At 38.0% G+C, this 13,067-nt stretch carries 10 protein-coding genes and 1 other annotated feature; of the genes, 2 read left to right on the top strand and 8 right to left on the bottom strand.

The window, feature by feature from the left end:
- Positions 1-85: 85 nt before the first annotated feature.
- Both aspS and hisS read right to left on the bottom strand, forming a co-directional pair.
- On the bottom strand, positions 86-1,855 hold the full coding sequence (gene aspS, locus ACQKNX_RS10685; RefSeq protein WP_427428855.1) for an aspartate--tRNA ligase: 1,770 nt from the start codon (positions 1,853-1,855) through the stop codon (positions 86-88).
- Between the two features lie 18 nt (positions 1,856-1,873).
- Complete coding sequence (gene hisS / locus ACQKNX_RS10690) at positions 1,874-3,139, bottom strand: histidine--tRNA ligase (protein WP_427428856.1); 1,266 nt, start codon at positions 3,137-3,139, stop codon at positions 1,874-1,876.
- Positions 3,140-3,260: 121 nt separating this feature from the next.
- Positions 3,261-3,503 (bottom strand) — a binding site (T-box leader).
- 163 nt (positions 3,504-3,666) lie between these two features.
- On the opposite strand from hisS, the gene ACQKNX_RS10695 reads away from it, so the two are divergent.
- Positions 3,667-5,253, top strand: a complete 1,587-nt coding sequence (locus ACQKNX_RS10695; RefSeq protein WP_427428857.1) for an N-acetylmuramoyl-L-alanine amidase — start codon at positions 3,667-3,669, stop codon at positions 5,251-5,253.
- Positions 5,254-5,688: 435 nt separating this feature from the next.
- On the opposite strand, the gene ACQKNX_RS10700 is transcribed toward ACQKNX_RS10695, so the two are convergent.
- The 6 genes from ACQKNX_RS10700 to ACQKNX_RS10725 form a co-directional block, all read right to left on the bottom strand.
- Positions 5,689-5,898, bottom strand: coding sequence for a DUF2642 domain-containing protein (locus tag ACQKNX_RS10700; RefSeq protein WP_427428858.1), 210 nt, complete (start codon positions 5,896-5,898; stop codon positions 5,689-5,691).
- Positions 5,899-5,970: 72 nt separating this feature from the next.
- Positions 5,971-6,411: a D-aminoacyl-tRNA deacylase gene (gene dtd, locus ACQKNX_RS10705; RefSeq protein WP_401018019.1), complete on the bottom strand. Its 441-nt coding sequence runs from the start codon at positions 6,409-6,411 to the stop codon at positions 5,971-5,973.
- 83 nt (positions 6,412-6,494) lie between these two features.
- Positions 6,495-8,690, bottom strand: coding sequence for a RelA/SpoT family protein (locus ACQKNX_RS10710; protein WP_427428859.1), 2,196 nt, complete (start codon positions 8,688-8,690; stop codon positions 6,495-6,497).
- Between the two features lie 206 nt (positions 8,691-8,896).
- The gene (locus ACQKNX_RS10715; RefSeq protein ID WP_427428860.1) at positions 8,897-9,811 is read right to left on the bottom strand and encodes a pseudouridine-5'-phosphate glycosidase; all 915 of its coding nucleotides are present in this window, start codon (positions 9,809-9,811) and stop codon (positions 8,897-8,899) included.
- A 3-nt stretch (positions 9,812-9,814) separates the two neighbouring features.
- Positions 9,815-10,906 (bottom strand): carbohydrate kinase, encoded by a 1,092-nt coding sequence (locus ACQKNX_RS10720; RefSeq protein WP_427428861.1) that lies wholly within the window; start codon positions 10,904-10,906, stop codon positions 9,815-9,817.
- A gap of 199 nt (positions 10,907-11,105) precedes the next feature.
- Complete coding sequence (locus ACQKNX_RS10725) at positions 11,106-12,362, bottom strand: MFS transporter (protein WP_427428862.1); 1,257 nt, start codon at positions 12,360-12,362, stop codon at positions 11,106-11,108.
- 190 nt (positions 12,363-12,552) lie between these two features.
- On the opposite strand from ACQKNX_RS10725, the gene ACQKNX_RS10730 reads away from it, so the two are divergent.
- Positions 12,553-13,005, top strand: a complete 453-nt coding sequence (locus ACQKNX_RS10730) for a MarR family winged helix-turn-helix transcriptional regulator (protein ID WP_427428863.1) — start codon at positions 12,553-12,555, stop codon at positions 13,003-13,005.
- Positions 13,006-13,067: the final 62 nt, after the last annotated feature.

A 13,067-nucleotide genomic window follows, 5' to 3' on the forward strand; every position in this document is an offset into this window, starting at 1 on the left:
AAAAAATAAATTCTTTCAAAAAACGCAAAAAATACCTAGATTCCCAACATTTTTTGTTAGAGAATCCAGGTATTTTGCATTACTTTTATCTTTTAAATGTTTTAATCGCTAAACTTAATTCGCTTAATTGATCTGGAGACACTTCACTTGGAGCATCTGTCAACAAGCAACTTGCACTTGCTGTTTTCGGGAATGCAATTGTATCACGTAAATTATTACGACCAGCAAGTAACATGACGAAGCGGTCAAGACCAAATGCAAGACCTGCATGTGGAGGCACACCGTATTCAAACGCTTCTAATAAGAAGCCGAATTGAGCTTGTGCTTCCTCATCTGAGAAACCAAGTAATTTAAACATTTTTTCTTGTAAATCGCGCTCATAAATACGTAATGAACCACCGCCAAGCTCATAGCCGTTTAATACGATATCGTAAGCTTGTGCACGAACTGCAGCAGGGTTTGTATCCATTAATTCGATATCTTCGTCAAATGGACGAGTGAATGGATGGTGCGCTGCTTTGAATCGGCCATCTTCTTCAGAGTACTCGAATAAAGGCCAGTCCGTAATCCATAAGAAAGCAAATTGTGATTCATCGATTAAGCCTAAATCTTGACCTAATTTTGTACGAAGAGCACCTAGAGATGCTGCAACTACATCAGCTTTGTCAGCTACGAATACTAAAATATCACCAATTTCAGCACCCATACGCTCGATTAATGCAGCAGCTAAAGCTTCATCAAAGAATTTTGCGATCGGTCCATTTAATCCTTCTTCTGTTACTTTCAACCAAGCAAGACCTTTTGCGCCGTAAATACCAACGAATTTTGTAAGCTCGTCCATATCTTTACGAGAGTATTTATCAGCTGCACCTTTAATGTTGATACTTTTCACTTGCTTGCCTTGCGCTACTGTATCAGCAAATACTTTGAAATCACAGCCATCAAAAACTTCGTTTAACGCTACTAATTCTAAACCGAAGCGAACATCTGGTTTATCTGAGCCGTAACGATCCATTGCTTCTTGGTATTTCATGCGTTGGAAAGGCGCAGGAATATCGATGCCTTTTACATCTTTCATAACAGCTTGAATTAAACGTTCGTTCATTTCTAAAACTTCTTCTTGTGTTAAGAAGCTTGTTTCGATATCCACTTGTGTGAATTCAGGTTGACGGTCAGCACGTAAGTCTTCGTCACGGAAACAACGAGCAATTTGGAAATACTTTTCAAATCCAGCTACCATTAATAATTGTTTAAATAGTTGCGGAGATTGTGGTAATGCATAAAACTCGCCTTCGTGTACACGAGATGGTACTAAATAATCACGAGCACCTTCTGGCGTTGATTTTGTTAAAATAGGCGTTTCTACTTCTAGGAAGCCCTCATTTTGTAAGAAGTTACGAATTGTACGTGTTACGTCTGAACGCATTTTGAATGTATCGAACATTGCAGGACGTCGTAAGTCTAGGTAACGATATTTTAATCGTAAATCTTCTGATACATCCGTACGATCTTCAATTTGGAAAGGAGTTGTCTTTGCTGTATTAATAACAGTTAAGCTTGTCGCTTCCACTTCAATTTTACCGTTCGGCACATTTGGATTAATTTGATCTTCCGAACGAAGAATAACTTTTCCTTCAATTTCAATTACGTATTCGCTACGTACTTTATCAGCTAAAGCATGTGCTTCTGCTACATCAGGACTAAATACAACTTGTGTAATACCAGTACGGTCACGTAGGTCGATAAAGATTAATCCACCTAAATCGCGACGACGTTGTACCCAACCTTTCAATACAACGTGTTCGCCTTGTAACGTTTCAGAAAGCTCGTTACTAGCATGTGTTCTTTTTGCCATTTTGTATTTCCTCCAAAATCATTTATTTAATAAGTAGTTCACTAATTCTGAGAAGGCTACTTTTTGCTGCTCCCCAGATGCCATATGCTTTACTGTTGCTGCTTGCTCTTCTATTTCTGTTTCACCTAAAACGATTGTATATTTAGCACCTAAACGGTCTGCAGATTTCATTTGTGCTTTCATTTTACGATCTAAATAATCCATATCAGTAGAAATACCTTTTGCACGGAATGAGCTTGTTAGCTCGACTGCTTTGAGCTTCGCTTCATCACCCATAGCAATCATGTAAACTTCTAGTGCTGATTCTGTATCAAGCTCCACCGCTTCCGCTTCAAGTGCTAATAACAAACGCTCGATACTTAACGCAAAGCCAATACCCGGTACATTCGGACCACCAATTTCCTCTACAAGCCCATTATAACGACCACCACCACACAGTGTTGTGATTGCGCCAAAGCCATCAGCTGTTGACATAATTTCAAATGTCGTATGGTTGTAGTAGTCAAGGCCACGTACTAAATTCGGGTCTATTTCATATGAAATACCTAGCGTATCTAGATACGTTTTAACCTGAGCAAAATATGCCGCTGAATCCTCTGTTAAAAAATCAGTTAATGCAGGGGCAGTTGCCATTAATGGATGCTCACGGTCTACCTTACAATCTAAAATACGTAATGGGTTTTTTTGCAAACGATTTTGGCAATCAGAGCAAAACTCATGGATATGTGGCTCAAAATGATTAATTAATGCTGTGCGGTGTGCATCACGCGTTACTTTATCACCAAGTGAGTTGATGACTAATTTCAAATCCTTTAAGCCTGTTGATTCATAAATGTCCATTGCTAATGCTATCACTTCTGCATCGATTGCAGGGTCAGCAGAGCCAATAGCTTCAACACCAAATTGTACAAATTGACGGTAACGACCAGCCTGTTGACGTTCATAACGGAACATTGGTCCTAAGTAAGATAGCTTCACTGGTTGATCGGGTGCACCAAACATTTTATGTTCAACATATGCACGAACAACCCCAGCAGTATTTTCTGGACGTAATGTTAATGAACGACCACCTCGGTCTTCAAATGTATACATTTCCTTTTGCACTACATCAGTTGTTTCTCCAACACCGCGCGCAAATAAATCTGTTTGTTCAAAAATAGGTGTACGAATTTCGTTATATCGATACACACGACAAATATCACGAATAATTGCTTCGACCTTTTGCCATTTTTCTGATTGACCTGGCAATATATCTTGGGTCCCTCTTGGCACTTTAAAACTCATGTAAATACCTCCTTTTCAATTGCTTATGGCAAGCCTTCGTATGTAAAGCGCGAAACAGCAGTACAGAGCGACTTTTTTAGAGAAATCCAACAAAAAAAAGCCCTCGCCACCTTGCAAAATTGCAAGGGACGAGAGCTGTATATGCTTCCGCGGTTCCACCCTAGTTGACGCACAAACTACATTGCGTCCTCCTCATAATCGGGTAACGGCCGATTCCGTTTTTTCCTACTAAGTATTCCTTTTCAGAAAAAAGCCTCTCAAGTGTTATTCGCCTTATACTTTTTTGTAGGAAAGATTGCAGCCTAAGTCTTTCCCTCTCTTTTCCAATAGAGGTATACGCTACTTGCTTGGTCATAAGCGGTTAATCATTTTTTGATTACCCTTTATGTTAGTCACAACGCATGGTAATGTCAACTGTTTTCTTATTTTTCACAAAGTAGTTATTAAAATAATGATTTCCGTTACCTTTTTCCCTCGAATTTTAACATGAAAACATGGTAAAATAGCACAAGAAAAGGAGGGGTCCAATGACGACAAAACTTATACATAAAACCATTATCTTTGTCCTATTATTAACATTTTTGTTTCCAAGTATCAACAATAAAGAACTAGTATTTGCCGATTCGAGTGATTTAAAAGTTACTGGAACTATACTTCATTTACGCGAAGGACCTGGGCTCTCTTACCCGATTATTACAACATTAGATGAAGGTGATTTGTTAACATCCATCGGTCGCGAAGGTGATTGGATTCAAGTAAAAACAGACGATTATGAAGGATGGGTAGCGTCTTGGCTAACAGCTTCTATAAATGAGCAACAAACAATTGATAAAACGGTCATATCCCAAGTTGATCGCCTCAATATCCGTACTGAACCGGATATTTCATCACCAGTCCTTGGGCAACTGTCAACAGGCAATCAAGCAGCACTAATAACAGAAAATGGTGAATGGGCAAAAATTAATTGGAATGGACTAGTCGGTTGGGTATCTGCAGACTATGTGACAATTAATGAAACAACAGAAAAAACAACAACTGACCAAGTAGTAGAAGTATCTACGACAACCGAACCTAAAGGTACTACATTTACTATTTTAGTCGATACGTTAAATGTCCGCAAAAAGGCAGATTTAACATCAAAAAAAATAGGGACTGTTTCGAATGGACAATCTTTTAAAGTACTATCACAAGAACATAATTGGGTTCAAATTCAGTACAGTAACAAAAAAACTGGTTGGGTATACAGCTTCTACGGGACATTTTCTGATACGGTAAAAACGACTGCGAAAACTTCAACGTCATCATCACCATCATCATCCTCGCTTGAATCTGTCACAATTATTTATAATGGGACAAACTTACGTACTGACGCGACCACAACTGCGGAGGTTGTTAAACGTGTAGATGCTGGCGAAACCTATCCAATTGTAGGTGCTAAAGATGATTTTTACGAAATACAATTAGAAGATAAAACCGCATTCGTCGCAAACTGGGTAGTCTCCACTTCACAAAGCACAGCGGTAACAACTAGCTATACAAAATCTGAGCCTCGGAAAAAAGGAACTTTAAACGGGCTTACAATTGTTGTGGATGCTGGTCATGGTGGAAATGACCACGGTACAACTGGTCAGCGAGGAACTGACGAGAAAGATATAACATTGAAAACTGCGTCTCTTCTCGCATCCAAGTTAAGTGCAGCTGGTGCAAATGTTGTGATGACACGTGAATCAGATGAATATGTTGCACTTCGTAAACGTGTATCCGTTGCCCATCAGCATGATGCAGATGCTTTTATAAGTATTCACTATGACGCAACTGATAATAGTTCGGTTTCAGGTTTTACTTCCTACTATTTTAATAACAATCAAAAAGGGCTTGCTGAAGCAATACACAACGGCCTTGCTAGTAAAATTAACATTAAAGATCGTGGTACACAGGAAGGAAATTACTTAGTACTTCGTGAAAACCGACAAAAAGCAGTGCTTCTCGAGCTAGGTTTCCTAAGTAATTCCAATGAAGAACGGATCATTACAACGGCTAAATTCAGAGAACAGGCTACACTCGGCATTTATCAAGGCATTTTAGATTACTTTGATGCAAACATAATCGAATAAAAAAGAACCTTCATTTTCTTATTAGAAAATGAAGGTTCTTTTTTATTTAAAATTAATATAGAAGTGATGACTACTGCCGTTGATTTCCACTACGGGCGGGCGCTTTCCGCGGGCACATCGTAAGACGCAACCCCCGCTAACGCGCGGTCTGTTGCGTCTTACGTACTGTGCGTTCTGAGCAGGAGTCGCCCGCCCGCCCTCCGCTCCAATCACTTTATATGTATTGCTAGCAGTCTACTATAATGGCTACTTGGACATGGTCAACAGCTTCATAGAGAGGGGATGCTCGAAGCGTATGGCAAGACGAAAGTAAGAACCCATTTTTTACAATAAAAATAACAAAAGGGATTAAGAATAGAAATCTTAATCCCTTTTGTCGACAAGCTAGAACCTTCATTTTCTTATTAGAAAATGAAGGTTCTTATTTGTTTATGTTTATTTTGTTGCCAATGTAACCCATATAATTTCCTCCATACGAATAAAGAAGGGTGTATGATCAATCTCGATAACGATATGGTCAGATAATACAGAGGTTAAAATACCTTGCTGGATACTTTTCTCTGTTTGCACTACAATTATTTGGCTAATCATCAATTTAAGTGTTTCATATAAATAAGGATTCGATAACCTTCCTATTTGCGTCATCGACGATACACTTCCTTCCTACAAATTTTGCCATTCTTTTTAGTATATGTAGGAATGATAGGAAATGTACCTCTATTTGGACTCAAGTAGGATCGTGACTGGACCGTCATTCGTCAATGCAACGTCCATCATAGCACCGAAAATACCGGTCTCTACTTGTAAGCCGTATCCACGTAAAGCATCATTAAAAGCCTCCCACAACGGTGCAGCTATTTCCGGTCTTGCTGCACTTGTAAAGCTCGGACGATTGCCCTTTTTTGTATCTCCATACAATGTAAATTGAGATACAGATAAGATTGCGCCACCATGCTCTAAAATGGAATGATTCATTTTCCCTTCACTATCTTCCCATAAGCGTAGATTAGCGATTTTTTTTGCTAGGTATGCGACGTCTTCTGCTGTATCCTCATGTGTAATACCAACGAGAAGCACATAGCCTTTATCAATAGCACCTGTAACTTCCCCTTGTACCGTTACAGATGCGGCTTTACTACGCTGTAAAACTACTTTCATAATGTTTAACCCCTCAATCCATCAAAATCCGTTCCATCTGTCGTTTTAACTGAAGTGCCCTTGCCGTATGAATATTAGCACTTCTAATTAATCACACGTTGCACAGAGTAAATATCAGGTGTTTGTTTAATGCGTTCAACAACCTTATGCAAATGTGAAATATTTGAAATAGAAATTGTTAGGTGGATGGTCGCAATTTTATCACGATCTGCGCGGCCACTCACAGCTAAAATATTCGTTTTTGTTTCGCTAACGATTTGCATGACTTCATTTAATATTCCAGGTCTATCAAAGGCAGAAACTTCGATGTCGACAGGATACTCTTTTTTCTCTGGTGTAAGCCCATGCTCCCATTCAACTTCGATTATACGCTCCTGCTCATCCTCTATTAGGATATTTGGACAATCCGCACGGTGTACTGATACGCCTCGACCTTTTGTAATAAAGCCGACGATGTCATCACCAGGAACAGGTGTACAGCACCGGGATAGTCGAATAAGCATATTATCAATGCCTTTCACAATAACGCCTGACTCAGTACGCTTTTGTGGAATCGGATTTTTCATTTTTTGTTCGATTTTTTCAAGTGCTTCTTCTTGCTCACGCTCTTTACGGCGTTTTTCGGCTAAACGATTTACAACTTGTTGTGCCGTAATACCATTCATACCAACAGCCGCATATAAATCCTCTTCATTCGTGTAATTAAATTTATCGCAAACACGTTTTAAGTTTTCCGATGACATTGTTTCTTTCATATCAAAATCTTGTGAGCGTATTTCTTTTTCAATCATCTCTTTACCTTTGATGATATTTTCCTCACGCAGATGACGCTTGAAAAATTGCTTAATCTTATTTTTTGCTTGTGATGATTGCGCAATTTTAAGCCAGTCACGACTCGGACCAAATGATTGCTTTGATGTTAAAATTTCAATGATATCACCTGTTTTTAATGGTGTATCAAGCGGTACCATCTTACCATTAATTTTGGCTCCGATTGTACGATTGCCGACTTCTGAATGCACACGGTATGCGAAATCGATAGGTACAGAACCAGCAGGCAATTCAATAACATCCCCTTCAGGTGTAAATACGTACACCATATCCGAGAATAAGTCGAATTTTAATGACTCCATGAACTCTTCTGCGTTAGAAGACTCATTTTGGAATTCTAATATTTCTCTAAACCACGTTAATTTTTGATCGACATTTTGTTTTTCAATATCAATCTTTTTACCTTCTTTATATGCCCAGTGAGCTGCGATCCCGTACTCTGCAATTTTATGCATTTCTTTTGTACGAATTTGAACTTCTAACGGGTCACCATATGGCCCAATAACGGTCGTATGCAATGATTGATATAAGTTTTGCTTTGGCATTGCAATATAATCTTTAAAACGTCCAGGCATCGGTTTCCATAAAGTGTGGACTATTCCTAACACTGCATAGCAATCTTTTATGCTATCAACAAGTACACGAATCGCTAATAAATCATAAATTTCATTAAATTGCTTTTTTTGTAGCACCATTTTACGATAAATGCTGTAAATATGCTTTGGACGACCATAAACATCCGCATCAATTTCGACATCAGAAAGTTGAGATTTCATTTCCCCCATGACATTGTCTAAATAAGCCTCACGTTCATCTCGTTTCTTCTTCATCAGACTGACAATACGATAATATTGCTGTGGATTTAAATATCGAAGTGCAGTATCCTCCAGCTCCCATTTTACTGTCGAAATCCCTAGACGATGTGCAAGTGGTGCAAAAATTTCAAGCGTTTCTTTCGAAATACGACGTTGTTTTTCTGCAGGTAAATGCTTTAACGTGCGCATATTATGCAGACGGTCAGCAAGCTTAATCAAGATGACGCGAATATCTTGAGCCATTGCTACAAACATTTTGCGGTGATTTTCCGCCTGTTGTGCTTCTTTCGATAAATATTTTATTTTCCCAAGCTTCGTTACTCCGTCAACAAGTACCGCAACTTCTTCGCCAAATTCACGAACTAAATCATCTCGTGTAAATTCCGTATCTTCAACAACATCGTGTAAAAAGCCTGCTGCCACAGTTTCTGGATCCATTTGTAATTCAGCTAAAATACCGGCAACTTGCACTGGGTGAATAATATACGGTTCACCAGAGCTACGGAATTGCTCAATATGCGCATCTCTTGCCAATTCATATGCTTTTTTCACGAATGCGACATTTTCCTCATTCATGTAGGATTTGACTAAATCAAAAACGTCCTCAGGAGTCAAAATTTGCTCTTTCGCCATAACATGTCCACCTTGCTCGTCAAATTTTTCAGATTAGATATAAACTTAATTGTATAAAAAATAGAGGTCGATTGTAAAGGGACTGTGTCATATAGTTTAGATAATATCGTGAACACTTCGTATTAAAGGGTAAAAAATACATTATTATAGATAAAAAGACCCTTTGCAAGGCAGGTGTGCTTCGCAAAGAGTCTATAATTTACTAGTTAGTTTGCTTTGTTGTAGGCAACAGCAATTTTTGCACCAACTACTGCATTGTTTTTCACTAATGCGATGTTTGCATCAAGGCTCTTACCTTCAGTTAATTCTTTTACTTTGCCAAGTAAGAATGGTGTTACATTTTTACCTTGAATACCATTTTCTTCGGCTTCTTTTAACGCTTTTTCGATAATGCTAGTGATGAATTCGTGCTCAAGTGCTTCTGCTTCAGGAATAGGATTTGCAATAACTGCTCCACCTTGTAAGCCTAAATCCCATTTAGCACGTAACATTGCTGCTACTTCTTCTGGTGTATCAAGCTTAAAGTTTACATCAAATCCACTTTGACGTGTGTAGAATGCAGGAAGCTCCGGAGTGCCATAACCTACAACAGGTACACCTTTTGTTTCAAGATATTCTAGTGTTAAACCGATATCTAAAATAGATTTAGCACCTGCACAAATTACAGCTACATTTGTTTGTGCTAATTCTTCTAAGTCAGCTGAAATATCCATTGTTGTTTCAGCACCGCGGTGCACACCACCGATACCACCTGTAACGAAAATTTCAATGCCAGCAAGCTCAGCACAAATCATTGTTGCAGCAACTGTTGTCGCGCCTAATTTTTTCGTAGCTAATAAATAGCCTAGGTCACGGCGAGAAGTTTTAGCAACACCTTGTGCATTCCCAAACATTTCAAGTTCTTCGTCAGATAAACCGATTTTAATTTTACCGTCAATAAGCGCAATCGTTGCAGGTACCGCACCGTTGTCACGAATAATTTGCTCTACTTCACGTGCTGTTTGTACGTTTTGAGGATATGGCATACCATGTGAGATGATTGTTGACTCTAATGCAACAATTGGTAGTCCTTTTGCTTGTCCAGCTTTTACTTCTTCTGATAATACGATGAATTCTTTCATGTGTTATTCCTCCATTTCACTTTTTAACAATTCTTCTGATAATTCAGGTCTTACTGTGTACGGGGATGCGAGTGTATTTTTAGCATTCGTTAAACCTGCATCAATGCACACCTCAAACGATTGTCCCCTTAACCAACTATGGATGACAGCACTTACAAAAGCATCACCCGCGCCAGTTACATCTTCAATTTTAGTGATTTCCTTAGCAGCAAAATGACTTGGTGTACTAGTTGTAGATGCAGCATAGACACCTTTGCTACCTGCAGTAATAATGACATGCTCGGCCCCTAATTGAAGAAGCTTTTGAATAGCTTTTTCATAGTTTGCATCGTTTTCAATTTTATGACCAACGATTGTTTCTGCTTCATCTGTGTTACAAATAAACCATGTAACCCCTTGCAATGTATCTGGTAATCGATTCATTTTTGGCGAAGATACCGGTACAATGACAAACGGAATAGCTCGCGCAATCGCTACTTGTTGGATGTAGGCTACCGTTTCTTTCGGGCAATTTAAATCCATAATAAAGCAGCCTGCATTCATTAACATTGGCTCATATTTCTTCAATAAACTTGGCAATAATAAATCATAAACTTCCATGTTTGCAACAGCTAATGCAAGTTCACCTTGCTCGTCCATAATCGCAGTATAGGAACCAGTTGAAGCATCTGGTAACTGTTCGACATAGCGTAAATTCATAAATGATTCGGATGCTTCTTGGATTACTTGCCAATCCGCATCCTTTCCAGCTGTCGTGAGTAACGTCACCTCATGATTAAGTCGACCTAAATTTTCCGCAATATTTCGACCAACCCCACCTACACTGAATGAGGAGCTAGCAGGATTAGAAGTTCCTAATTGCACGGTCCCTCTTACATGAAATTTCCGATCGAGATTAGCTCCACCGATACAAATAATTTCATTTTCCTCAGGTAAAATATAAGCACGGCCAACAATTTTCCCTTGCTTCGTTAAGCTCGACACTAGGTTTGCAAGTACTGGACGGGACAGATTCATCTTATCTGCCATCTCTTGCTGAGACATAAACGGATTTTTACGAATTAAAGCCAGTACCGCTTGTTCTCTTTCATTCATAGCATCACCTTTTATTATATTTGTTTATATCATAAACTTTTGTTTGAATAAAGTCAAACATTTCTCTTATTTATGCATCTTACAAGGTTTTACAACAAAAAATAGCACGCTAGAATACTTCCTAGCATACTATTTGTACTTTTCATGTCGTTTATACTATTATGTTCAATCAGTTCTGTTCATTACTATAGAATTTGTTTTAATGTGCTAGTTTATTCGGAGATTGCTTTTTCACGATGATAACAAACAAACTAGCTAAAACACATAATACACCAGCTAAGAAAAACGCCCATGTGTACGAGTTGAAAAATTTATAAATGAGACCTCCACCGTATGCTGCGACTGCAGCACCTGCCTGATGGGATGCAAAAATCCAACCATAAATAATACCACTTTTTTGCGTACCAAAAATTTGTCTTGAAATACTAACAGTTGGCGGTACAGTTGCAATCCAATCTAATCCATAGAACGCGGTGAAAATAATGAGTAATGTTAGAGAACCTTGCATTAAGGCATACGGCAGTAAAACTAAAGAAGCACCTCTTAAAAGATAATACCAAAATAGTAACCAACGATTATCGAAGCGATCAGATAACCAGCCTGATAATGTTGTTCCGACTAAGTTGAATATTCCCATGAACGATAGAAACGAAGCAGCCGTTACTAACGGTACACCGAAACTAATACAATACGATACAAAATGCGTACCAATTAACCCGCTTGTTGATAATCCGCAAATAAAAAAACTACCTGCTAAAAGCCAAAATTCTTTCACTTTTATTGCAACGAATAAACCATTAAAAGCAATAATAATTGGGTTTTTCTTATTTTCTACTACACTTTCCGCTTTTTCTTCCTCAAGTCCATATGCAAGAAGCCCAACGTCCATCGGTTTATTTTTCATAAACAATAAAATAACGATAAACATAATGGAACTTAACACCATTATTAAAGCAATTGCCCATCGCCATGAAGAATTTTCGATAATCATTGCTAATATCGGGAGAAGAACTAATTGTCCTGTTGCAGTACTGGCAGTTAATATACCTAAAGCGAGTCCTCTTCTTTTTTCGAACCAATGATTCGCAACAAAAGGACTTAAAACGGTTAAAAAGAGGCTAGCCCCTAGACCAATAATAAAACCCCAAATAATCATCAATTGCCATGCTTGCTGCATTAACAATGTGAGCGATATGCCTATAATTAATATCCCCATAGCAGCTAGCATCATTTTCTTTAATCCCAGAACTTCGAGTAATGCCGCCATAAACGGACCGGAAATTCCATATAGAAAAAGACTAATGGCAAAAGCCATTGCTATTACCGAACGATCCCACCCAAATTCATGTTCAAACGGACCAATAAAAACACCTGATGAAGATAAAGTAATGCCTGCTACAATAATTGAAAAAAATGTTATCATTAAAATAAACCAACTGTAATGAATACGTTTCATAACGCCACCTACATTTCCAGAAAAATGTAAAACGATTGTTTTTATATGAAAAAAATTTAGAATACAGGTATGCTAAAAAATATATGTATATACATATATAATAATGACTCGCTATTTTAGATGTCAAGAAAATAATTCCATTTTAGTGGTACAATATAGTTTAACGAAAAACTTAAAAGGAGATCTAGTTATGGAGAGAAATTACACAGACATTGACTATACTCAAATTTGCGTATGTGCGAATCTTAGAAAAAAGACTAGGGCCGTTACGCAGCTATATGATAAAGCTCTTGAACCTACTCATTTAAAAGTTACTCAATACTCGATGCTAGCAAATATTGCCCATCATAAAGCAGTTTCAGTAAGTCAATTGGGTGATATTCTATTACTCGATCAAACAACGATAACTCGTAATGTCAATCTATTGAAGAAAAATGGCTATGTGGATGTTACGCGTGATATACAAGATGGCCGAACTAAGATAATTTCTTTAACGGCTATAGGAATTGAAAAATTAAATGAAGCAGCGCCAATTTGGATGGACATACAGGAAAAAATCATAGAAGATATTGGACTTGAAAAATATATAGACTTTTATGAAACGCTAAAAAAAATTCAAAAAGTAGTGAAATCCTACGACTAATATTGTCAGAATTGTTTGGGTGCCTGACACTTTATAAAAAAAGGCTGTCCCAAAATTCGGGA

Origin of the sequence: Lysinibacillus sp. NPDC093712 (assembly GCF_050280025.1) — a bacterium.
Classification (GTDB): Bacteria; Bacillota; Bacilli; order Bacillales_A; family Planococcaceae; genus Lysinibacillus.

Excerpts from the sequence above, each read along its gene's own strand:
- aspS (WP_427428855.1), bottom strand. The coding sequence starts at position 1,855 with ATGGCAAAAAGAACACATGCTAGTAACGAGCTTTCTGAAACGTTACAA.
- hisS (WP_427428856.1), bottom strand. The coding sequence starts at position 3,139 with ATGAGTTTTAAAGTGCCAAGAGGGACCCAAGATATATTGCCAGGTCAA.
- ACQKNX_RS10730 (WP_427428863.1), top strand. The coding sequence starts at position 12,553 with ATGGAGAGAAATTACACAGACATTGACTATACTCAAATTTGCGTATGT.
- ACQKNX_RS10700 (WP_427428858.1), bottom strand. The coding sequence starts at position 5,898 with ATGACGCAAATAGGAAGGTTATCGAATCCTTATTTATATGAAACACTT.
- ACQKNX_RS10695 (WP_427428857.1), top strand. The coding sequence starts at position 3,667 with ATGACGACAAAACTTATACATAAAACCATTATCTTTGTCCTATTATTA.
- ACQKNX_RS10725 (WP_427428862.1), bottom strand. The coding sequence starts at position 12,362 with ATGAAACGTATTCATTACAGTTGGTTTATTTTAATGATAACATTTTTT.
- ACQKNX_RS10715 (WP_427428860.1), bottom strand. The coding sequence starts at position 9,811 with ATGAAAGAATTCATCGTATTATCAGAAGAAGTAAAAGCTGGACAAGCA.
- ACQKNX_RS10720 (WP_427428861.1), bottom strand. The coding sequence starts at position 10,906 with ATGAATGAAAGAGAACAAGCGGTACTGGCTTTAATTCGTAAAAATCCG.
- dtd (WP_401018019.1), bottom strand. The coding sequence starts at position 6,411 with ATGAAAGTAGTTTTACAGCGTAGTAAAGCCGCATCTGTAACGGTACAA.
- ACQKNX_RS10710 (WP_427428859.1), bottom strand. The coding sequence starts at position 8,690 with ATGGCGAAAGAGCAAATTTTGACTCCTGAGGACGTTTTTGATTTAGTC.